Source organism: Cupriavidus sp. 22TCCZM04-2, from assembly GCF_057798895.1.
This window is the reverse complement of record NZ_JBYOJS010000015.1, coordinates 100,404-123,511: the sequence shown is the minus strand read 5'-3', so window position 1 is coordinate 123,511 and position 23,108 is coordinate 100,404. Positions and strand designations below refer to the sequence as shown.

General features: G+C 66.6%; 16 protein-coding genes and 1 riboswitch. Of the genes, 9 read left to right on the top strand and 7 right to left on the bottom strand.

What is annotated here, in order from left to right; translation table 11 throughout:
• Positions 1 to 18 precede the first annotated feature (18 nt).
• On the top strand, positions 19 to 1,374 hold the full coding sequence (locus tag AC3FKG_RS21250; RefSeq protein ID WP_488744045.1) for an esterase-like activity of phytase family protein: 1,356 nt from the start codon (positions 19 to 21) through the stop codon (positions 1,372 to 1,374).
• Positions 1,375 to 1,528: 154 nt separating this feature from the next.
• On the opposite strand, the gene AC3FKG_RS21245 is transcribed toward AC3FKG_RS21250, so the two are convergent.
• A complete protein-coding gene (locus tag AC3FKG_RS21245; protein ID WP_483711961.1) occupies positions 1,529 to 3,070 on the bottom strand; it encodes a methyl-accepting chemotaxis protein in 1,542 nt (513 codons plus the stop codon).
• A gap of 306 nt (positions 3,071 to 3,376) precedes the next feature.
• Here AC3FKG_RS21245 and AC3FKG_RS21240 point away from each other — a divergent pair, with 306 nt between their 5' ends.
• From AC3FKG_RS21240 to AC3FKG_RS21220, 5 genes are all read left to right on the top strand, one after another.
• Positions 3,377 to 3,802 (top strand): phasin family protein, encoded by a 426-nt coding sequence (locus AC3FKG_RS21240; protein ID WP_483711962.1) that lies wholly within the window; start codon positions 3,377 to 3,379, stop codon positions 3,800 to 3,802.
• Positions 3,803 to 4,273: 471 nt separating this feature from the next.
• Entirely contained in the window at positions 4,274 to 5,695 is a 1,422-nt protein-coding gene (locus AC3FKG_RS21235; RefSeq protein ID WP_483711963.1) for an efflux transporter outer membrane subunit, read from the top strand.
• Positions 5,692 to 6,762: an HlyD family secretion protein gene (locus AC3FKG_RS21230; RefSeq protein WP_483711964.1), complete on the top strand. Its 1,071-nt coding sequence runs from the start codon at positions 5,692 to 5,694 to the stop codon at positions 6,760 to 6,762. The genes AC3FKG_RS21235 and AC3FKG_RS21230 overlap by 4 nt, the downstream gene beginning before the upstream one ends.
• 2 nt (positions 6,763 to 6,764) lie before the next feature.
• A complete protein-coding gene (rbbA, locus tag AC3FKG_RS21225; protein WP_488744044.1) occupies positions 6,765 to 9,497 on the top strand; it encodes a ribosome-associated ATPase/putative transporter RbbA in 2,733 nt (910 codons plus the stop codon).
• 2 nt (positions 9,498 to 9,499) lie between these two features.
• The gene (locus AC3FKG_RS21220) at positions 9,500 to 10,624 is read left to right on the top strand and encodes an ABC transporter permease (RefSeq protein ID WP_483711966.1); all 1,125 of its coding nucleotides are present in this window, start codon (positions 9,500 to 9,502) and stop codon (positions 10,622 to 10,624) included.
• A 57-nt stretch (positions 10,625 to 10,681) separates the two neighbouring features.
• Here the strand turns inward: AC3FKG_RS21220 and AC3FKG_RS21215 are convergent, their stop codons facing one another.
• Together AC3FKG_RS21215 and AC3FKG_RS21210 are read right to left on the bottom strand one after the other, a co-directional pair.
• Positions 10,682 to 11,458: a 3-hydroxybutyrate dehydrogenase gene (locus AC3FKG_RS21215; protein WP_483711967.1), complete on the bottom strand. Its 777-nt coding sequence runs from the start codon at positions 11,456 to 11,458 to the stop codon at positions 10,682 to 10,684.
• 32 nt (positions 11,459 to 11,490) lie between these two features.
• Positions 11,491 to 12,882 carry a GntP family permease gene (locus AC3FKG_RS21210; protein ID WP_483711968.1) on the bottom strand — a complete coding sequence of 464 codons (1,392 nt, stop codon included), beginning with the start codon at positions 12,880 to 12,882 and terminating at the stop codon, positions 11,491 to 11,493.
• A 286-nt stretch (positions 12,883 to 13,168) separates the two neighbouring features.
• Here AC3FKG_RS21210 and AC3FKG_RS21205 point away from each other — a divergent pair, with 286 nt between their 5' ends.
• Entirely contained in the window at positions 13,169 to 14,674 is a 1,506-nt protein-coding gene (locus AC3FKG_RS21205; RefSeq protein WP_483711969.1) for a sigma-54 interaction domain-containing protein, read from the top strand.
• 6 nt (positions 14,675 to 14,680) lie between these two features.
• Here the strand turns inward: AC3FKG_RS21205 and AC3FKG_RS21200 are convergent, their stop codons facing one another.
• From AC3FKG_RS21200 to gudD, 4 genes are all read right to left on the bottom strand, one after another.
• On the bottom strand, positions 14,681 to 15,931 hold the full coding sequence (locus AC3FKG_RS21200; protein ID WP_483711970.1) for a D-amino acid dehydrogenase: 1,251 nt from the start codon (positions 15,929 to 15,931) through the stop codon (positions 14,681 to 14,683).
• A gap of 144 nt (positions 15,932 to 16,075) precedes the next feature.
• Positions 16,076 to 16,175: riboswitch (glycine riboswitch) on the bottom strand.
• Positions 16,176 to 16,352: 177 nt separating this feature from the next.
• The gene (gdhA, locus tag AC3FKG_RS21195) at positions 16,353 to 17,696 is read right to left on the bottom strand and encodes an NADP-specific glutamate dehydrogenase (protein WP_483711971.1); all 1,344 of its coding nucleotides are present in this window, start codon (positions 17,694 to 17,696) and stop codon (positions 16,353 to 16,355) included.
• Positions 17,697 to 18,017: 321 nt separating this feature from the next.
• Positions 18,018 to 18,980, bottom strand: a complete 963-nt coding sequence (locus AC3FKG_RS21190; protein ID WP_483714381.1) for a Bug family tripartite tricarboxylate transporter substrate binding protein — start codon at positions 18,978 to 18,980, stop codon at positions 18,018 to 18,020.
• Between the two features lie 103 nt (positions 18,981 to 19,083).
• Entirely contained in the window at positions 19,084 to 20,445 is a 1,362-nt protein-coding gene (gudD, locus tag AC3FKG_RS21185; RefSeq protein WP_483711972.1) for a glucarate dehydratase, read from the bottom strand.
• Between the two features lie 196 nt (positions 20,446 to 20,641).
• Between gudD and AC3FKG_RS21180 the strand changes: the two genes are divergently transcribed.
• Positions 20,642 to 21,379, top strand: a complete 738-nt coding sequence (locus AC3FKG_RS21180) for a FadR/GntR family transcriptional regulator (protein ID WP_488744043.1) — start codon at positions 20,642 to 20,644, stop codon at positions 21,377 to 21,379.
• Positions 21,380 to 21,526: 147 nt separating this feature from the next.
• Complete coding sequence (locus AC3FKG_RS21175) at positions 21,527 to 23,104, top strand: aldehyde dehydrogenase (NADP(+)) (protein WP_483711974.1); 1,578 nt, start codon at positions 21,527 to 21,529, stop codon at positions 23,102 to 23,104.
• Positions 23,105 to 23,108: the final 4 nt, after the last annotated feature.

The following is a 23,108-nucleotide window of genomic DNA, read 5'->3' as shown; positions in this document are numbered from 1 at the left end:
CGGCAAGGAGCCCGCCTGATGTTCCGTCAAACCATCCTGGCCAGCGCCATCATGTTGGCCTGCCTTGCGCTGTCGCCGTCGCTGCAGGCGCAGACCGCCTACCCTGCCACGCTCGCCGGCCATGCGGTGCTGCCAGCCCAGAGCTACCTGCCTGTGCCGAAAGACGCGCCGGCCGACCTGCAGCTCAGCGGCAAGTTCACCACCGCACAGCGCGCCGATGCCCCCGGCACCGTAGAGGGCAAGTCGAACGGCCGGCCGACCGGCGTGTCGCTGCCGTTCCGCGGCCAGCCTGCGCAGGGCCACTCCGGCATCAAGCGCATGGCCGACGGCACCTTCTGGGTGCTGACCGACAACGGCGCGGGTGCCAAGGCCAACTCGCCGGACTTCATGCTGTACCTGAACCACTACAAGGTCGATTTCGCGAGCGGCAGGTTTCAGCACATGAAGACCGTGTTCCTGCACGACCCGGACAAGAAGGTGCCGTTCCGCATCGTGCATGAGGGCACCAGGGCACGCTACCTGACCGGTTCGGATTTCGACACCGAGAGCTTCCAGTTCGCCGGCGGCTCGCTCTGGATCGGCGACGAGTTCGGCCCGTTCCTGATCCAGGCCGACCTGAACGGCAAGGTGCAGGCGGTGTTCGATACGCAGGTGGATGGCAAGGTCGTACGTTCCCCCGACCATCCGGCCATGACTACGCCGGGCGCGCCCGACGGCGCGGTGAAGTTCGAGGTACGCCGCTCGAAGGGCTTCGAAGGCATGGCGTCATCGCCGGATGGCAGCAAGCTGTACGCGCTGCTTGAAGGCGCGCTGTGGAACGAAGCCAGCCGCGGCTATGAAACCGAAGACGGCAAGCCCTATCTGCGCGTGCTGGAATTCGACGTGAAGCAACGCGCCTGGACCGGACGCCACTGGAAATACGTGCTGGAAGCCGGCCATCATGCGATCGGCGACTTCAACATGATCGACGCTACCACCGGCCTGGTCATCGAGCGCGACAACGGCGAAGGCACGCCCGACAAGGCCTGCCCCGCGGGCCAGAAGCGCACCGACTGCTTCGACGACGTGGCGAAGTTCAAGCGCGTCTACAAGATCGAACTGACCGACGCCAACGCTGGCGCGCCAGTGCGCAAGATCGGCTATATCGACCTGCTGCGCATGGCCGACCCGAACCACCTGGCGCGCAAGCCGCTGACGGATGGCGTGCTGGCCTTCCCGTTCTTCACGATCGAGAACGTGGATGTCGTGGATGCCACCCACATCGTCGTGGGCAATGACAACAACCTGCCGTTCTCCAGCAGCCGTGAGCCGAATCGTGCGGATGATAACGAGCTGGTGGTGCTGGAGGTGGGGGAGTTTTTGAAGGCGAAGTGAACGTCGTAGTCCGTTTCTCTATTCCATTTGCGGGAAGTGGCGCCAGAAAGGACAGAAGCGACCACCAAGCAAGGCACTACGGAAGGTGCCTAACGCCGCCCTCTCCCCCGGCTTCTCCCGCAAGCGGGAGAAGCGAGCAAACAGCCCTGCTACATCAGGCAGCAATACGGAACGTAGCCACCGCCTGCTTCAGCCGCTGTGCCTGCTCTTCCAGCGAGCCCGCGGCGGCCGCGGCCTGTTCGACCAGCGCGGCGTTCTGCTGCGTGACCGAATCCATCTGCGTCACGGCCTGGTTGACCTGCTCGATGCCGGCGCTCTGTTCGGCCGACGCGGCGCTGATCTCGCCCATGATGTCGGTCACGCGCTTGACCGCCTCGACGATCTCCAGCATGGTCTGGCCCGACTGCGCCACCAGCGCCGAGCCCTTCTCCACGCGATCCACCGAATCGCCGATCAGCGACTTGATCTCCTTGGCGGCGGTGGCGCTGCGCTGGGCCAGGCTGCGCACCTCGCCCGCCACTACGGCAAAGCCGCGGCCCTGCTCGCCGGCGCGCGCGGCTTCCACCGCGGCGTTCAGCGCCAGGATATTGGTCTGGAACGCGATGCCCTCGATCACCGCGATAATGTCTACCACCTTCCTCGACGCGCCGTTGATCTCTTCCATGGTCTCGGCCACCTTGTCGGCCACGTCGCCGCCCTTGGCCGCGATCTCCGAGGCGTTCACCGCCAGCGAGCTGGCCTGCCTGGCGTTGTCCGCGTTCTGGCGCACGATGCTGGTCAGTTCTTCCATGCTGGCCGCGGTCTGCTGCAGCGAGGACGCCTGCTCTTCGGTACGCTGCGACAGGTCCGTGTTGCCCACCGCGATCTGGCTGGTGCCCGAGGCGATGGCCTCGGTGCCGGTGCGCACATCGCGCACGATGCGCAGGATATTGGTGTTCATCTCGCCCAGCGCGTTGAGCAGCTGACCGGTCTCGTCCTGGCTGTCCACGCGGATGCGGCTGGTCAGGTCGCCCGACGCCACCGTGCGCGCGATATCGACTGCATGGCCCAGCGGCCCGATGATGCCGCGCGTGAGCCACACCGCAAACGCGACGCCGATGGCCAGCACCAGCACGGCCAGTATGACCAGGCTGTTGCGGGCGTTGACGTAGATCGTGTTGATCTCGGCAGCCGTGGCGTCGATGCTGGTGCGCTGGATGTCGAGCAGCTTCTGGATTTCGGCCAGGTAGGCATCGCCTGCCGGCACGAACTCTTTCTCCAGCACCTCGTTGGCGCCCTCGGTATCGCCGTCCTGCTTGAGTTTGGTGATCTTGTCGCGCGAGACGTTGTACGGCTCGCGCACTTCCAGGATCTTCCGGAACGCGGCCTTCTCGGCCTCGGACGTCAGCATCGGCTGCATCTTGTCGCGCAGCGCCGCGATGCCTTCGAGCGATGCCTTGGTTTCCTTGGCGAAGAACGCGCCGAGCGACGGATCGGCGCTCTTGGCCACCGCCGTGGTGCGGCGCACGCTGGTATGCATCAGGCGGTACCAGTCGCTGACCAGCCGCTCCTTGGTCAGCGGCTGCTGCATCATGTCATGCGTGCGCTCCGCCACCTGCTGCAGGCGCAGGATGCCAAAGGCGGACATCAACGCGCAAAGCACCAGCACCACGCCAAAACCTACGCCAAGGCGTACCCCGATTCCGAAATTCTTCATTGTTCGCTTCTACCTGATCTGGACTTCTGGACCTCGATAAGGCGAAGTGCGGGCGCTCGAACGCCGCCTTTCGCTCTCGTGACCCGCCATGTCATGGCGGGCTATGGACGGGAACGGCAGCGGCGGGCCCAAACTTTAGGGTTTTCTCGAATACCCGGCGACGGAGCGGTGTGCGTGATGACCACGCGAATGGCCGGTGCGGCCCCTTCCCTCTCCTTGCGGGCCGCCCCCTCCACCACCTAGAGTAATCACAGACAGGCCGCATGAACCACCTCCGATTTCCCCCCGATGACAAGGAGTGACCGAATGAATACCCCTCCCAACCCCTTCGCGGATTTCACCAGGATGCTCGAGCAGTTCCAGCTTCCCGGCATGGACATGGGCGCCGTGATGGAAGCACGGCGCAAGGACATCGAGGCCCTTGGCGAGGCCAACAAGCTCGCTTATGAAGGCATGCAGGCGATGATGCAGAAGCAGGCCGAGATCTTCGGCCAGGCCATGCAGCAGATCCAGTCGGCCGCGCAGCAGATGAACACCGGCGGCAATCCTGCCGAAGCCATGAGCCGCCAGAACGAGTTCGTGCAGCAGGCCCTGCATCAGGCGCTGGAAAACATGCGCGAACTGGCCGAGATGGCCCGCAAGTCGCAGGCCGACGCCATGGCCGTGATCGGCAACCGCGCGCAGCAGAACATGCAGGAAGCCGGTAGCCTGCTCAAGCCGAAGTCGACCTGAGCGCGGCCCCTTCGCGACGGCCTTAGCCGGCGGTATCCGCCGGCTAAGGCCGCCCACCATGCCGCCCGGCCGGCGTGCAGACATCGAGCAACAAGGCACACCGCGCTTCCGGTCCGGTGCGCCTTGATTTTTATCAAGAGGGAGAAGCAACAAGATCGTTACAGTAATGTTGTAGTTAATTACCGGAACGTGCAAATGAGCGCCCCAGTCCTTGTGTATGCAGTCGCCTTCCTTGCCATCCCCGCCATCGTCTCCCTCGTCCTGACCCGCGCACAACGGCGGCTGCCCAAGCGCGCGCCGCGGCGCGTCCCGATCCAGACACGCCGCCGGCCACAGGACCCGTCGCTCCGAGACTGAGCGATGGGTGCAGATCTTCCCAGACGATCCGCCCCCCCTCCCGCTCCCCGGCAGTCACTGCCACACCGAAATTACCCGCCAGGGCGGGCTGCCGTCACGGTAGCCGTCCTGTCCATGGCCTTGTCCGCCTGTGTGTCGATGGCGCCGCCACTGGAGCGGCCGGTGGCACCGGTCCCCGCCACCTATGCGGGGGCCGAAGCCGGCGCCGCGCAGCCCTCGCCTGCCGCGGCGACCGCCTGGCGCGATTTTTTTTCCGACCCCGCGCTGCAGGCGCTGATCGACCAGTCCCTGGCCAACAGCCGCGACCTGCGCGCGGCGGTGCTGCGCGTGGAGGAAGCCCAGGCGCTATACGGCATCCAGCGCTCGGAGCAGTTTCCGAGCATCGGCGTGAGCGCCAGCGCCACGCGCTCTGGCACGCCGGGCGCCTTCAGTCCGACCGGCCGTCCGCTGACCGTCAATGATTTCGAGGCCGGCATCGGCATGAATGCGTGGGAACTCGACTTCTGGGGCCGCGTGCGCAGCCTGAAGGACGCCGCGCTGGAGAACTACCTGGCCAGCGACGCCGCACGCGAAGCGGCCACGGTCAGCCTGATCGGCCAGGTGGCCAACGGCTATCTGGTGCTGCGCGAACTGGACGAGCGCATCGCGCTCACGGACCAGACCATTGCGTCGCGCGCGGAATCGCTGCGCATATTCCGGCGGCGCTATGAAATGGGCTCGACCTCGAAGTTCGACCTGACGCAAGTGGAAGCACTGTGGCGCCAGGCCAGCGCGCTCGGTTCGCAGCTACGGCAGGAACGCGCGGCGCAGGCCAATGCGCTGGCCGTGCTGGTCGGCGCGCCGGTGGCCCTGCCGCCGATGATTGGCCGCTTCGACGACAGCATCGTGCTGCGCGACATGGCACCGGGCCTGCCCTCCGAACTGCTGACCAACCGCCCCGATATCATCGCCGCCGAACACCAGCTCGCCGCGGCCAATGCGAATATCGGCGCCGCGCGGGCCGCGTTTTTCCCGCGCATCACGCTGACCGGCAGCTTCGGTACGGCCAGCGTGGAACTGAACGATCTGTTCACCGGCCCCAGCCGCGCCTGGAGCTTCGGCCCATCGCTGTCCTTGCCGATCTTCGATGGCGGGCGCAACCGCAGCAACCTGAAGCTGGCCGAGGTGCGGCGCGACGAGGCCATCGTCCAGTACGAGAAGAGCATCCAGGCCGCATTCCGCGACGTCTCGGATGCGCTGTCCGCGCGCGAACGCCTTGCCGAGCAGGTCACCGACCTGCAGGCCACGCTGACGCTCCAGTCCGAGCGCGAGCGGCTGGCCAGGCTGCGCTACGACAACGGTGCCACGCCCTACCTGGAGGTGCTCGATGCCCAGCGCGACCTGCTGGGCGCGCAACAGCTGCTGGTACAGACGCGCCGCGCGCTGCTGACGAGCCGCGTAGCGCTTTACACCGCGCTGGGCGGCGGTACGCAGACCAGCGACAACAACGTGGCTGACGCGCCAGCCGTGTCCGCCCCCTCGAACAAGCCATCATGAAACTTTCTGGCAGCAAGCTGATTCCCGTCGCCGCCGTGGCGCTGGCCGTCGCGGCAGGCGTGTATGGCTGGAATGCCATGCGCGATACCGGCCCGGGACCGGGATTCGCCAGCGGCAACGGCCGCATCGAAGCCACGCAGATCGACGTGGCGACCAAGCTCGCCGGACGCATCGACAGCATCCTCGTCAACGAGGGCGATTTCGTCGCCGCCGGAGCTCCCCTCGCGCGCATGCAGGTCAAGGTGCTCGAAGCGCAGCGCGATGAAGCGCGCGCGCAGGAACAGCAGGCGGTGAATACCGCCGCCAGCGCAGCGGCGCAGGTGGCGGTGCGCGAAAGCGACAAGGTCGCGGCCCAGGCCGTGGTGTCGCAGCGCGAAAGCGAACTGGACGCGGCTCAGCGACGCCTGGCGCGTTCCAGCACGCTGTCGCGCGAAGGCGCCTCGTCGATCCAGGAACTCGACGACGACCGCGCGCGCGTGCGCAGCGCGCAGGCTGCCGTGGCGGCGTCGAAGGCCCAGGTGGCGGCGGCGCAGGCCGCCATCGAAGCCGCGCGCGCGCAGCTCGTCGGCACGCGTTCGACCATCATCGCGGCCAAGGCCACGGTGGCGCGCATCGAGGCGGACATCACCGACAGCCAGCTCACCTCGCCGCGCGACGCGCGCGTGCAGTACCGCATCGCCCAGCCCGGCGAAGTGCTTGGCGCGGGCGGCAAGGTGCTGAACCTGGTCGACCTGTCCGATGTGTACATGACCTTCTTCCTGCCCGCGACCGTGGCCGGTCGCGTGCCGCTGGGCGCCGAGGCGCGCATCCTGCTCGACGCCGCGCCCGGCTATGTGATCCCCGCCACGGTCTCGTTCGTGGCCAGCACCGCGCAGTTCACCCCCAAGACCGTCGAGACGGCCAGCGAGCGCGAGAAGCTGATGTTCCGCGTCAAGGCCCAGATCGACCGTGAACTGCTCAAGAAGCACCTCAAGCAGGTCAAGACCGGCGTGCCCGGCGTGGCCTGGGTCAAGCTCGATCCGAAGGCCGAGTGGCCGGCCAACCTGGCGGTGAAGGTGCCGCAGTAACCATGGACGCGGCCCTGCCCCGGATTGCCCGGATTGCCGGCGTCAGCCTGAAGTACGGTTCGACCGTAGCGCTGGACGGCATCGACCTCGATGTTCCGGCGGGCCGCATGATCGGCCTGATCGGCCCCGACGGCGTGGGCAAGTCCAGCCTGCTGTCGCTGCTGTCCGGCGCCCGCGCCGTACAGGAAGGCGAGGTGGAAACCTTCGGCGGCGACATGCGCAGCGGCAAGCATCGCGACGCCGTATGCCCGCGCATCGCCTACATGCCGCAAGGGCTCGGCAAGAACCTGTACCCGACGCTTTCGGTGGAAGAAAACCTGCGTTTCTTCGGCCGCCTGTTCGGGCATGACGACGCCGAGCGCCGTCGCCGCATCGACGACCTGACGCGCAGCACGGGCCTGCACCCGTTCCTGGGCCGCCCGGCCGGCAAGCTGTCCGGCGGCATGAAGCAGAAGCTCGGGCTATGCTGCGCGCTGATCCACGACCCGGACCTGCTGATCCTCGACGAGCCGACCACCGGCGTGGACCCGCTCGCGCGTGCGCAATTCTGGGACCTGATCGCCCGAATCCGCGCCACGCGTGCGGCCATGAGCGTGATCGTAGCCACCGCGTACATGGACGAGGCGCAGCGCTTCGACTGGCTGGTGGCCATGGATGCCGGCAAGGTGCTCGATACCGGCACGCCCGCCGAACTGCTCGCGCGCACCGGCACCACATCGCTCGAAGCCGCGTTCATTGCCCTGCTGCCCGAATCGCGACGGCGCGGCCACACCGAAGTCATCATCACACCGCTGGAGGCCGGCGACGAAGCCGATATCGCCATCGAAGCCAGGGATCTCACCATGCGCTTCGGCGATTTCGTCGCCGTCGACAAGGTCAGCTTCCGTATCCGCCGTGGCGAGATCTTCGGCTTCCTGGGCTCCAACGGCTGCGGCAAGTCCACCACGATGAAGATGCTGACCGGCCTGCTGCCGGCCAGCGAGGGCAAGGCTTGGCTGTTCGGCCACGAGATCGACCCGAAGGACATCGACACCCGCAAACGCGTTGGCTATATGTCGCAGGCGTTCTCGTTGTATGGCGAGCTGACCGTGCGACAGAACCTGGAACTGCATGCGCGGCTGTTCGCCGTGCCCGCCGCGGAAATTCCCGCGCGCGTCGCTGAAATGGTGGAGCGCTTCGCGCTTGCCAACGTGCTCGACACCTTGCCCGCCAACCTGCCGCTGGGCATCCGCCAGCGCCTGTCGCTGGCCGTGGCGATGGTGCACCAGCCCGAACTGCTGATCCTGGACGAGCCCACCTCCGGCGTGGACCCCGTGGCCCGCGACAGCTTCTGGCGGCTGCTGATCGGCCTGTCGCGCCATGAGCGCGTGACCATCTTCATCTCCACGCACTTCATGAACGAGGCCGAGCGCTGCGACCGCATCTCGCTGATGCATGCGGGCCGCGTGCTGGTCAGCGACACGCCGGCGGACCTGGTGCGCCGGCGCAACGCCGCGACGCTGGAACAAGCCTTCATCGCCTACCTGACCGACGCGAGTGCGCCTGCACCTGCGGAAGCGCCAGCCGAGGCCGCGCCGCTGACCGCTCCCGCACCCGTCCCGCAGCGCCAGCGTTTCAGCCCGCAGCGCGCCTTCACCTACATGTGGCGCGAGGCGCTCGAACTGCGCCGCGACCCGGTGCGCGCCACGCTGGCCCTGGTCGGCTCGCTGGTCCTGCTGTTCGCGATGGGCTACGGCATCGGCATGGACGTGGAGGACTTGCGCTTTGCCGTGCTCGACCATGACCAGACCGTGCTGAGCCAGGACTATGCGTTGAACTTGTCGGGCTCTCGCTATTTCATCGAGCGTGCGCCGATCACCGATTACGCCGACATGGACCGGCGCCTGCGCAGCGGCGAACTGGCGCTGGCCGTCGAGATTCCGCCCGGCTTCGCGCGCGACGTGCAGCGCGGGGCGCGGGCGCAGGTTGGCGTATGGATCGATGGCTCGATGCCATCGCGCGCGGAGACCGTGCAGGGTTATGTGCAGGGCATGCACCAGGGCTGGCTGCTTGACCAGATGCGCCACCGCTACGGGCAGGACGCAGTGAGCACTGCCACGCTCGAAACGCGTTTCCGTTACAACCCCGACGTGAAGAGCCTGCCCGCGATGGTGCCCGCGGTGATCCCGCTGCTATTGCTGATGCTGCCGGCCATGCTGACCGCGCTGGCCGTGGTACGGGAAAAGGAACTCGGTTCGATCACCAACCTGTATGTGACGCCCGTCACGCGCACGGAATTCCTGCTGGGCAAGCAATTGCCCTACGTGGCGCTGGCCATGTTCAATTTCCTGCTCATGGCCTTGCTGGCCGTTACCGTCTTCGGCGTGCCCGTCAAGGGCAGCTTCCCGGCCCTGGCATTGGCCGCGCTGATCTATGCATTCTGCGCGACCGGCATCGGCATGCTGGCGTCGACCTTCACGCGCAGCCAGATTGCCGCGATGTTCTTCGCCATCATCGGCACCATGATTCCGGCCGTGCAGTTCTGCGGCATGCTGGTGCCAGTTTCGTCGCTGGAGGGGAGCGCGCGGCTGGCCGGCCTGGCCTACCCGGCCACGCACATGCTCACCATCAGCCGCGGCGTATTCAACAAGGCGCTGGGGCTGCACGACCTGCTCGCATCGTTCTGGCCGATGCTCGTGGCGGTGCCGGTGATCTTCGCCGCCACCGCGGCGTTGCTGAAGAAGCAGGAGCGCTGACCATGCGGCACCTGGCCAACATCTACCGCCTCGGCATCAAGGAACTGTGGAGCCTGGTGCGCGACCCGACCATGCTGGTGCTGATCATCTATGTGTTCAGCGTGTCGGTCTACACCGGTGCCACCGCCGTGCCCGAGACGCTGCACATGGCGCCTGTCGCGGTGGTCAATGAAGACGCCTCGCCGCTGGCCGAGCGCATCGTCTCCGCGTTCTATCCGCCCCAGTTCGCGCCGCCGCTGCTGATCTCGCCCGCGCAGATGGACAAGGGCATGGACGCCGGGGACTACACGTTCACGCTGGACATCCCGCCCAATTTCCAGCGCGACGTGCTGGCCGGCCGTTCGCCCGCCGTGCAGCTGAACGTGGACGCCACGCGCATGACGCAGGCGTTCAGCGGCAGTGGCTACATCCAGCGCATCTTCACGGAAGAAGTGAACGAGTTCGTGCAGCGATACCGTGGTGCCGCGCCCCCGCCGGTGGACCTTGCACTGCGCGCGCGCTTCAACCCGAACCTGACGCAGTCATGGTTCGGCGGGCTCACGCAGATCATCAACAACGTCACGATGCTGTCGATCATCCTGACCGGCGCCGCGCTGATCCGCGAGCGCGAGCACGGCACCATCGAGCATTTGCTGGTCATGCCGGTGACGCCGACCGAGATCATGCTGGCCAAGGTGTGGTCGATGGGCATGGTGGTGATGGCTGCGGCCATGCTGTCGCTGGTGTTCGTGGTGCGCGGCGCGCTGCATGTGCCCATCGAGGGCTCGCTGCCGCTGTTCATGGCGGGCGTGGCGCTGCACCTGTTCGCCACCACGGCAATGGGCATCTTCCTGGCGACGGTGGCGCGCAACATGCCGCAGTTCGGGATGCTGATGGTGCTGGTGTTGCTACCGCTGCAGATGCTCTCGGGCGGCAACACGCCGCGCGAGAGCATGCCGCAGATCGTGCAGGACATCATGCTGGCGGCGCCGACCACGCATTTCGTGGCGCTCGGGCAGGCGATTCTGTTTCGCGGCGCAGGGCTGGATGTGGTATGGAAGCCGTTCCTGGCGTTGCTGGTGATCGGGACGGTGTTGTTTGCGATGTCGTTGAACCGGTTTCGGAAGACGATTGGGAAGATGGCTTGAAATTCGGATGGGTGCCGGGGTGTCCGGCATGCACCCATCCGCCAATGGCCGGAACCCCTACTGCGCCGTCCAACCCCCATCGGCCACCCACGTCGCCCCGCGCACTTCGGCCGCCATCGGCGAACACAGCATCAGCGCCAGCCCGCCAAGCTGCTCCGGTGTAACGAACTGCCCCGAGGGTTGCTTCTCGCCGAGCAGCCGAATGCGGGCGGCATCAGGCGAAAGCCCTTCCCGCGCAGCGAGATCATCGATCTGCTTCTGCACCAGCGGTGTCAGCACAAACCCCGGGCAGATGGCATTGCAGGTCACGCCGGTGCCGGCCGTCTCCAGCGCCGTTACCTTGGTCAGTCCCACCAGCCCATGCTTGGCGGCCACATAGGCGGATTTACCAGCCGATCCAACCAGCCCGTGCACCGAAGCAATATTGATGATCCTCCCCCAATTGCGCGCCCGCATGCCGGGCAGCACATGCCGCGTAGTGTGAAAGCCGGAACTCAGGTTAATGGCGATGATGTCGTCCCACTTCTGTGCGTCGAAGCTTTCGACCGGCGATACATGCTGGATGCCGGCGTTGTTCACAAGAATGTCCACGCCGCCGAAGCGTTCATTGGCCATGGCGATCATCGCGCCGATTTCATCGGGCTTGCGCATGTCGGCCGGGTGGTGCGCCGCCTCGCGGCCCGTGGCGCGGATAGCATTGAGCGCGGCATCCACGTCACCAAACCCGTTGAGCACGATATTGGCGCCGGCCTCTGCCAGCGCCTGGGCAATGCCCAGTCCAATGCCGCTCGTGGAACCGGTCACGAGCGCGGTCTTTCCGTTCAGGGTAGTCATGGCAATGCGAATTCGGTAGAGACAGGAAACGGTCAGACCAGTCCGGTCGTGTAGTAGACCAGGATGACGAAAAACACTGCCAGCGTCTTGATCATGGTGACGGCGAAGATGTCGCGGTAGGACTCGCGGTGCGTGAGGCCGGTCACGGCCAGCAGCGTGATTACCGCGCCGTTGTGCGGCAACGTATCCATGCCGCCGCTGGCCATCGACACCACGCGGTGCAGCACCTCCAGCGGAATGCCCGCTGCCTGCGCGCCCTGGATGAAGGTGTCGCCCATGGCCGCCAACGCAATGCTCATGCCGCCCGACGCCGAACCGGTGATGCCGGCCAACGCACTCACCGACACCGCCGCGTTGACCAGCGGATTCGGAATCGCGCGCAGCGCGTCGCCCACCACCAGGAAGCCCGGCAGCGCCGCGATCACGCCGCCGAAGCCGTATTCCGATGCGGTGTTCATGGCCGCCAGCAGCGCGCCGCCCACGGCCATCTTGCTGCCTTCGGCAAAGCGCTGGCGCACGGTGCCGAACGCGGTCACCACCACCAGCAGGATGCCCAGCAGCAACGCGCCTTCCACGGCCCAGATCGCGACCACGGAGGCGGTCGTGATGCTCACTGGCTTGGCCAGCCCCGGCAGCTCCAGCGAACTGGTCGCGCCGTACCACTGCGGGATCATGCGCGTCAGCACGAAATTGGCCACGCCCACCAGCACCAGCGGCGCCAGCGCCAGCAGCGGGTTGGGCAACTGTGCCGTTTCCACCGGTTCCGGCTCGTTCAGCAGCGACGTGCCATAGCCCTCGCCCTTGGCCATCGCGGCGCGGCGGCGCCATTCGAGGTAGCTCAGGCCCACCACGATGATGAACAGCGCACCGGCCACGCCCAGCACCGGCGCCGCCCACGCGGTGGTCTTGAAGAAAGTGGTCGGGATGATGTTCTGGATCTGCGGCGTACCGGGTAGCGAATCCATCGTGAACGAGAACGCGCCCAGCGCGATCGCGCCCGGCATCAGCCGCTTCGGGATATTGCTCTGCCGGTACAGCTCGGCCGCGAACGGATAGACCGCGAACACGACCACGAACAGCGACACGCCGCCATAGGTCAGCAGCGCGCAGACCGCGACGATCACCGCATTCGCGCGCGAGCTGCCGATGTAGCGGATGGCGGCCGCGACGATCGAGCGCGAGTAGCCGGACAGCTCGATTACCTTGCCGAACACGGCGCCGAGCAGGAACACGGGGAAGTACAGCTTCACGAAGCCGACCATCTTCTCCATGAAGATGCCGGTAAAGGCCGGCGCCACCGCCGACGGCTCGGTCAGCAGCACGGCGCCTAGCGCCGCCAGCGGGGCAAACAGGATGACGCTGTAGCCGCGGTAGGCGGCAAGCATCAGGAAGGCTAAAGCAGCAACGACGATCACAAAGGACATGAAGTCTCCGCGAGTTTGTTCTTGGTCTGGGGAAATATAGGCCCCGGCACCCGAAGGCGCCCAGTCACTTACATCTGTGGCAGGCAACGCGGCACGGGTCCGCGCATCCGGGACGGGGTGACATCGCAGGGAACATGCCAGGACAAAAAGTGGATCAACATCATCTTTTAGATCATTTGCGTGACAATTAGATATTCACCCGTCTTGATTTCGAGATAGCTCAAAAATAACTGACGAGAAAAGACTCCACTGTGAGACTATTTCGTCTCCAAATCGAGAAGAACAAATGGAAACACTCAGCGAAGCCGGAGACAACGTCCTGGGCAACTACGATTCCGTGGCGCGCCGCGCGATGGAATCGCTGTTCCGCACGTTCGAGAATTTCAGCGAAGGTACGATCGTGGTCGATGTGCAGGGCCGCGTGGTGTGGATCAACAAGCGTTATGCGGCGCGTTTCGGCTTTGCCGATCCGCGGGACGCGATCGGGCTCGACTGCGAGCGGGTCATTCCCAACAGCCTGCTGCGCGAGGTGGTGGCCACCGGCAAGCCGATCCTGCTCGACATCATGGAGGCCGCGCGCGAGCCGATGATCGTGATGCGCCTGCCGATCAAGGACGACGACGGCAATACCGTGGGCGCCGTGGGCTTTGCCCTGTTCGACGAACTCAAGGCCCTGACGCCGCTGCTGTCGCACTACACCCGCGCCCGCGACGAACTGGCCGCCACGCGACGCACGCTGGAGCAGACGCGCCGCGCCAAGTACACCTTCGCGAGCTTCGTCGGCAATTCGCCCGCCACGCTGGAGCTCAAGCGCCTGGCACGCCGCGCGGCGCAGGTCGATGCGCCGGTTTTGCTGCTTGGAGAAACCGGTACGGGCAAGGAACTGCTGGCCCACGCCATTCATGCCGGGTCGCTGCGCGCCGACCGGCCGCTGGTCACCGTCAACGTCGCGGCGATTCCGGACGCGCTGCTGGAAGTTGAATTCTTCGGCGCCGCGCCCGGCGCCTATACCGGCGCGGAGCGCAAGGGACGTGTCGGCAAGTTCGAGCTGGCCGATGGCGGCACGCTGTTCCTCGACGAGATCGGCGACATGCCGCTCTCGCTGCAGGGCAAGCTGCTGCGCGCGCTGCAGGACAAGGAGATCGAGCCGATCGGCTCGAACCGCATCATCCGCTCGGACGTGCGCATCATTGCCGCGACGTCGGCCGACCTGCCCGCGCTGGTGGAGGCGGGCAAGTTCCGGGCGGATCTCTACTACCGCCTCAATGTCGTGCCGATCTGCCTGCCGCCGCTGCGCCTGCGCCAGGCGGACCTGCTGCCGCTGGCCTACGCGATCCTGGAAGAAATCTGCCGGCGCACCGAACGCGATGCGCCGGTGCTGTCCGACTCCGCGCTCGCGCTGATGGGCGAGCACGACTGGCCGGGCAATGTCCGCGAACTGCGCAACACGCTGGAACGGCTGGTGATGATGCACGACGGCGGCGAGGTCGATGCATCGATGCTGGCGCCGCTGCTTGGCCGGCGCGCGGTCACGGCACCGGCTCAAGCGCCCGCCACGCAGCCGGTGGTGACGGATACGCCAGCGCCGTTGCTGCCGCCGGCGCCGCAGGGCTACGCCGATGCCATGGCGCAGTACGAGGCCGCATTCCTGACACAGGCGCTGGCTGCCAGCCGCGGCAACGCGCCGCGCGCGGCCGCGGCCATCGGCATCAGCCGCGCGGCGTTCTACAAGAAGCTGGTGGCGCACCGCGCGGCCGGCCGCATGGCGCCGGCCGGGGCGGCGGAGGACTGAGCGAAGTCAGTGAACCGGGTGGCTGGCGGCGATGGTGTGACTGATCATCGCGGCCGTGGCGGCAGAAAGCGTCCAGCCCAGATGTCCGTGTCCCGTGTTGTAGAACACGCGCGTGGCGCGACCGCGCGCGACCCGAGGCATCATGTCGGGCATCATCGGCCGCAGGCCCGCCCATGGCACCGCCCGCGAAGTCTCGATATCGAAATTGCGCCGCACCCATGACACCAGCGGTGCGATGCGGTCCGCCCGGATATCGCGGTTGTCGCCGTTGAATTCGGCGGTGCCGGCGACGCGGAAACGGTCCACGCCCAGCCGGCTGGTCACGATCTTGGCGCTCTCGTCGAGCAGGCTCACATACGGCGCGTTCTTCACGCTGCGCGCGTCATCGAGATGCACGGTGATCGAATAGCCCTTGACCGGATAGACGTTGAGGCGGTCACCCAGCATCGCGGCGATATGGCGGCTGCCCACGCCGGCGCAGACCACTACGGCGGTTCCCTTGATTTCGTGTTCGCCGCCATCCTGCCCCGAAGCGATGGCGGCTTCCGATGCGCCCACGCGCATCGTGACGCCGTCCGGGCGCAGGTCCACGGCCTTCACGTCGACGCCGTGCAGGAACGTCACGCCAAGCCGCTCGCATGCGCGCGCCAGGCCGCGCGTGAACTTGTGGATGTCGCCGGTGGAATCGGACGGCGTGTAGTAGCCGCCGTAGTAATGGCCCTGCAGGGTCGGCTCGATCGAACGGATCTCTTCCGGCGTGACGGCGTAGCGCTCCAGGCCGCCTTCCACCAGCATCTGGTTGGTACGGCCCGCGGCCTCGAAGCTGGGGCGGTCGTGATAGAAGTGCAGGATGCCGCGGCGCTCCAGATTGAAATCGATCTGCTCGCGCTCCGCCATGTCGAACAGGTGCTGGCGCGCGGCGATGGCCAGGCGCGTGGTCTCGATGGTATTCGCGCGGTAGTTGCGGAGGTTGCCGACGAATTCACCGAGCCACGAGTACTTGTGCCACGACGGACGCGGATTGAGCAGCAGCGGCGCGTCGCGCCGCATCATCCATTTGAAGCCCTTGAGCAGCGTGCCGGCATTGTTCCAGACCTCCGCGTTGCAGGCGGAAAGCTGGCCGCCATTGGCGAATGACGTTTCCATCGCCGGATAGTGGTGACGGTCCAGCACGGTGACGCGATAGCCCTGTTTCGCGAGGGTATAGGCGGTCGTGACGCCGGTAATGCCGGCGCCGATGACGAGCATGTGAGACATGACAGATTGTCCTGAAGCAAGGATGAATTTGACCGTTGCCGGTCCCCTGCCCCATCTGTCCGTGGTACCTGAGAGCTTCGGCATGGCCAACGACCATGCCGTCCCCTTCGGTGGGCGCGAAGCGCCTCTCTCCAGATCTGTACTTGCGACGCCACAGTCCTCGGTGCCTGAGAGTTTCCGGGGCGGTTGCTCCGTCGGCGCCGGACCCGCCAAGCGGCGAGCCGGTCTCTCCTGCGATGTCGCACGACGCCGGAGGTTGATCCGGCGCCGCTTGTTTTTTGACAGGCGAGGGCCTGTCGAGCGGGATGATAGCTTGAAGATGCGGGGGTTGGTGAGTGGGGTTATCCCCCACGGCAGAGGGAGATTGGATTTTTGGGATGATTGGCTTGTCGTGCTTGGCGGCCCTCCAGGAACGACAAGATCAAATCACCCCTTGCGCCAGCATTGCATCCGCAACCTTCACAAAGCCCGCGATATTCGCGCCTTCGACGTAGTTCACATAGCCTCCGTCCTTCTGGCCATGGTGAATGCAGTTCTGGTGGATATCCTTCATGATCGCGTGCAGCTTCTCGTCGACCTCCGCGTGGTGCCACGACAGCCGCATGGCGTTCTGCGACATCTCCAGTCCCGACGTGGCCACGCCACCGGCGTTGCTGGCCTTGCCCGGCGCGTAGAGGATCTTCGCGTCAACGAAGCGGTCCACGGCTTCCAGCGTGGAAGGCATGTTGGCGCCTTCGGCCACGCAGATGACGCCATTGCCGAGCAGGGCCTCGGCGTCGTTGCCATCGAGTTCGTTCTGCGTCGCGCACGGCAGCGCCACGTCGGCGGGCACGTGCCACGGCGTGCGGCCTGCCTCGAACGTCAGGCCATGGCGCGCGGCAAAGTCAGAGAGACGGCCGCGCTCTTCGTTCTTGAACGCCATGACTTCGGCAAGCTGTCCAGCGGTCATGCCCTGCGGGTAATGCAGCACGCCGCCGGAGTCCGACAGCGTCAGCACCTTGGCACCCAGTTCGATAGCCTTTTCAGCGCCGTACTGCGCAACGTTGCCCGAGCCGGAAATCAGCACGCGCAGGCCGTCGAAGCCCATGCCGCGGCGGTGAAGCATTTCCTGCGCGAAGTACACCGTGCCGTAGCCGGTGGCTTCCGGACGCATCAGGCTGCCGCCGTACGCCAGGCCCTTGCCCGTGAACACGCAGGCGGACTGGTTCGACAGCTTCTTCATCATGCCGGCCATGAAGCCGACTTCGCGCGCACCCACGCCGATGTCGCCGGCAGGGATGTCAGTGTCCGGACCCAGGTGGCGGAACAGCTCGGTGACCAGGGCCTGGCAGAAGCGCATCACCTCGGCGTCCGACTTGCCCTTCGGGTCGAAGTCGGAACCGCCCTTGCCGCCGCCCATCGGCAGCGTGGTCAGCGCGTTCTTGAAGGTCTGCTCGAAGCCCAGGAACTTCAGCACCGACAGGTTCACCGTCGGGTGAAAGCGCATGCCGCCCTTGAACGGGCCGATGGCCGAGCTGTGCTGCACGCGGAACGCGCGGTTGACCTGCACGCGGTTCTGGTCGTCGGTCCACGCCACGCGGAACTGGATCACGCGCTCGGGTTCGACCAGGCGCTCGAGCAGCGCCTGGTCGGCATAGCGCGGGTGACGCTCGACAAACGGCCAAAGCGTCATCATGACTTCTTTCACGGCCTGCAGGAATTCGGGCTGGCCGGGGTCGCGCCGGGCTACGCCGGCCAGGAATGCGTCGAGGGAGGGAGAATTCACGGGATGTCTCTGCTGTGCTGGAAAGATCGGCCGCGCCGGATGCGTGCCCGGCTTGCGTGCCGTAAGAATTGCGCGATTCGTGGAACTACCCCGGCCAACGCAATTGTTAATACATTGACGAAATGCGATGAATGTATTAACGGGGCAACACTTTACCACCGTGAAGCGATTTCCCGACAGTCAAAACTGCTTGACCGTTACGCATGCGACCCGAAAATCCCCCCCAAACGGGACTGCGATTAAACGGCATGGCAAGGCGCCGCCACGTCTGTGCGCCCTGCAGTTCCCCGCCAAGCACGATCACGCGGTTGTTGGCCCAGCTCAGTCCATCGTGATCTTGCCCTGCTCGATCACCGTCTTCCAGCGCTTGAGTTCCTGGTTCTCGAACTGCGCGAACTGCTCCGGCGTATTGGCCACCACCTCGAAGCCGCTTTCGGCCAGCTTCTCGCGCATCTTCGGCTCGTTGAGCGCGCCGACCAGCGCGCCATGCAGGCGGCTCTTCACCTCGGGCGACAGCCCGCGCGGTGCGGCAATACCCTGCCACGAATAGACCTCGACGTCCTTCACGCCGCCTTCGGCCATGGTCGGCACATTGGGCAGCACCGCGGCACGCTTGTCCGACGTCACCGCCAGCGCGCGCAACTTGCCGGTGCGGATATGCTGCAGCACGGCGTTGATGTTCTGGAACGACACGTCGACCTGTCCGGCCAGCAGGTCCGAGATTGCCGGCGCGCCGCCCTTGTACGGAACGTGCAGACCCTCGGTGCCGCTCTTCTGCCAGAACAGCGCGGCGGTCAGGTGGTCGGACGAACCCGCGCCCGAGGTCGCGAAGGCGACCTTGCCCGGGTTCTTCTTCATGTAGCTGACCAGTTCCTGCAAATTCTTCGCCGGGAAATTCGGCGTGGCGACCAGCACGTTGGGCGCCCGCACCGCCACGGTAAGCAGGTCGAAATCCCTGGCCGGATCGTAGCCCAGGTTCTTCTGCAGGAACGGATTCACCGCGAACACGCCGATCGACGCCACCAGCATGGTGTAGCCGTCCGCCTGCGCGCGCTTGACGAACGTGGCACCGATCGCGCCCGTGGCGCCGGGACGGTTATCGATGACGAAAGGCTGGCCCAGCTTCTCGTTGAGCGGCGGAGCAAGCATGCGCGCGATGGTGTCGGTCGAGCCGCCGGCCGGGAATGGCACCACCACCGATACCGGCTTTTGCGGCCAGGCCGGACTGGCCGCCATGGCCGCACCGCTTGCCACGGTCACGGCTGCCAGGGCCGCTGCAGCCATGCCCGCGCCCGCACAGCGGCGCAGCAGCGTGGAAAGATGGATCATTGTTGTCTCCTTTGGAATTGGTTTGGTGCTGCAGTATTGGATCGCGACGGCGGCGTTCTCAGCGGACCATGCAGGGCGCCTTGTTGTTGAACTTCCAGCCCGGGATCAGGAACTGCATGGCGATGGCGTCGTCGCGCGCCCCCAGTCCCTTTTCCTGGTAGAGCGCATGGGCACGAGCCAGCGCGTCCATGTCGAGCTCCACGCCAAGCCCCGGCGTCTTGGGCACCTGCACCATGCCGCCTTCGATCCTGAGCGGGTCGCGCGTCAGGTTCTCGCCGTCCTGCCAGATCCAGTGCGTGTCGATCGCGGTGATGCGGCCTGGCGCGGCAGCGGCCACGTGGGTGAACATCGCCAGCGAGATATCGAAGTGGTTGTTCGAATGCGACCCCCAGGTCAGACCCCACTCGGCACACATCTGCGCCACGCGAACCGAGCCCTGCATGGTCCAGAAGTGCGGGTCGGCCAGCGGGATGTCCACCGACTGCAGCCGCACCGCGTGGCCCATCTGGCGCCAGTCGGTGGCGATCATGTTGGTGGCGGTTGGCAGCCCCGTCGCGGCGCGGAACTCGGCCATGATCTCGCGCCCGGAGTAGCCGTCTTCGGCGCCGCACGGGTCTTCCGCGTAGGCCAGGATGCCGTGCTTGTCGCGGCACAGGCGGATGGCGTCCTTCAGCAGCCAGCCGCCGTTCGGATCGAGCGTCACGCGCGCCTTCGGGAAGCGCTCGTGCAGGGCGATGATCGCTTCCATCTCCTCGTCGCCGCGGAGCACGCCGCCCTTGAGCTTGAAGTCGTTGAAGCCATAGCGTTCGTAGGCGGCCTCGGCCAGGCGCACCACGCCCTTGGCGTCCATCGCGACTTCGTTGCGCACGCGGAACCATGCGTTGCCGGCGTCGGGCTCGGTGCGGTAGTCGAGCGAGGTCTTCTTGCGGTCGCCTACGTAGAACAGGTAGCCCAGCATCTCAACGGCATCGCGTTGCTGGCCTTCGCCCAGCAGCGCGGCCACCGGCACCTGCAGATGCTTGCCCAGCAGGTCGAGCAGTGCGGCTTCGAGTGCGGTCACGGCGTGGATCGTGATGCGCAGGTCGAACGTCTGCAAGCCGCGGCCGCCCGCGTCGCGGCTGGCGAACGTGGAGCGGACCTGGTTGAGGATCGCCTGATACTGGCCGATGCCCTGCCCCACCACCAGCGGGCGAGCGTCCTCGAGCGTCTGGCGGATGCCCTCGCCGCCCGGCACCTCGCCGACCCCGGTGTTGCCGGCGCTGTCCTTGAGGATCACGATGTTGCGGGTGAAGTACGGGCCATGCGCGCCCGACAGGTTCATCAACATGCTGTCGTGGCCGGCAACCGGCACTACGGTTAGTTCAGTCACCACCGGCGTTGCGGCCTGGTTGCCGTGGATGGCGGCTTGCGATGCGTTCATGCGGGCTGTCTCCGGAATCTGATTGGCTTTCGGTGGCGCAGCGGCGTCGGCTGCGGCATCCCTGTATCGGCAGATCCCGGACTACGGATCCTTTCGGCCGCAGTCCGTTATCAGTCGTCGTATAACTTATGACCGAGTATAATGACCACATTCCGGCCCGGTCAAGGCCGCAATTTCCCTACGCCTGCCCACGCCCATGTCCGACGCCCAGATCTCGACTCCCGCCCCCCAGCGCCGCCGCGGCCGTACGCTGGCCGAGGAAGTGGTGAGCGGCCTCACCGAGCGCATCCGCGAGGGGCAGCTCAAGCCCGGCGACAAGCTGCCGACCGAATCCGAGGTCATGACGAGCTTCGGCGTGAGCCGCACCGTGGTACGTGAAGCGTTGTCGCGCCTGCAGGCCAGCGGGCTCGTGGAAACGCGCCATGGCATCGGCACCTTCGTGCTGGCACGTCCGGCCGAGACGGCCTCTCCGTTTCGCATCGACCTGGCGACCATGGGCACCGCCATGGACGTGCTGGCCATGCTCGAATTCCGCGTCAGCCTGGAGGCCGAGGCTGCCGGCCTGGCCGCCACGCGCCGCAGCGACGAGCAGCTTGCCGCCATGCGACTCGCGCTCGACGCCATGACGCGCGGCGCCACCGAGGGCAGCGATGCCGTCAGCGCGGATTTCGACTTCCACCTGTCCATTGCCCGCGCCACCGGCAACCGCTATTTCACGGACATCATGGGCCACCTGGGCACCATGCTGATCCCGCGCAGCCGCCTGCAGGTGAACAGCCAGGAACGCGCCCAGTACCTGGAGCGTGTGCATATCGAGCACGAAAATATCTACGACGCCATCGAGCGCCACGATCCGGAAGCTGCCAAGGCCGCCATGCGCATGCACCTGACCAACAGCCGCGAGCGGCTGCGCAAGGCTTCCGCCGCCGCCTGAGCCGGCGGCTGGCCGCACGGGTTGCGGCCAGCCATCTCATGTCATATGATGTCTTACGAGATGACACCTCGCGGCGTCACACCGGGACCGGATCGGCCTGTGTGACCGCGGCCTCCGCCCCCTCTTCCCTTTGCAGGAAATCCAGACATGACCATCACCGGCGAAATGCTGATCGGCGCGAGCGCCGTGCGCGGCACCGACGAACCCTTCCACGCCATCAACCCGGCTACCGGCGAGACCCTGGAACCGGTCTTCCACGGCTCCCGCAGCGCCGATGTGGCGCGTGCCTGCGAGCTGGCCGAAGCGGCGTTCGATACCTTTCGCGCCACCTCGCCCGAGCAACGCGCGAGCTTTCTCGAAGCGATTGCTACCCAGATCGAAGCCCTTGGCGACGCGCTGATCGAACGCGCCCATGCCGAGAGCGCGTTGCCGATCGCGCGCCTGCAAGGCGAGCGCGGCCGCACCACAGGCCAGCTGCGCCTGTTCGCCACGGTGCTGCGCGCCGGCCGCTGGCAGGACGCCACGCTCGACAGCGCGCTGCCCGAGCGCACGCCGCCGCGGCCCGACCTGCGCATGCAGAAGATCGCCATCGGGCCGGTGGCCGTGTTCGGGGCCAGCAACTTCCCGCTGGCCTTCTCCGTGGCCGGCGGCGACACCGCATCGGCCCTGGCGGCTGGCTGCCCGGTGATAGCCAAGGCGCATCCCGCGCATCCGGGCACCTCCGAACTGGTCGGCCGCGCGATCCGGCAGGCCGTGGCCGATGCCGGCCTGCCGGAAGGCGTGTTCTCGCTGCTGACCGGCGCCGGCCACACCGTGGGTACCGAACTGGTGGCCCACCCGGCCATCCAGGCCGTGGGCTTCACCGGCTCGCGCGCCGGCGGCCTGGCGCTGATGCAGGTTGCCAGCAACCGCGCCCAGCCGATCCCGGTCTACGCGGAAATGAGCAGCATCAACCCGGTCTTCCTGCTGCCCGCGGCACTGGCGGCACGTGGTGAAGCCATCGCGCGCGACCTGGCCGATTCGCTGGTGCTCGGCGTGGGCCAGTTCTGCACCAACCCCGGCCTGCTGCTGGCGCTGGAAAGCCCGGCGCTCGATACGTTCCGCGCCACGGCCGGCACCGCCGTGACGGCCAAGCCGGCCGGCACCATGCTGACGCCGGGCATCCAGCGCGCGTTCGAACAAGGCATCGGCAAGCTGTCGGCCATCGATGGCCTCGCGCGTACCGCCAGCGGCCAGGCCAGCACGGGGCCGAACCAGGCCCGCGCGGCGGTGTTCGAGACCACGGCGCAGCGCTTTGTCGCCGATCCGCGCATGCATGCCGAGGTGTTCGGCCCGTCCACCGTACTGGTGGCCTGCCGCGATATCGGCGAAATGCTTGCCGTCACGCGCGAGCTGGAAGGCCAGCTGACCGCCACCGTCCAGGCCGACCGCGGCGACTACGCGCTGGCCGCGCAACTGCTGCCGGTGCTGGAGCGCAAGGTCGGCCGCGTACTGTTCAACGGCTATCCGACCGGCGTGGAAGTGTCGTATGCCATGGTCCACGGCGGCCCCTTCCCGGCCACGTCGGACACGCGCACGACTTCGGTCGGCACCACGGCAATCGATCGCTTCCTGCGGCCGGTGTGCTACCAGAACGTGCCGGCGGAACTGCTTCCCGCCGCGCTGCAGGACGGCAATCCGCTAGCTCTGTGGCGCCTGAAGGACGGCCAGCCCGTGCGGGACTGACGGT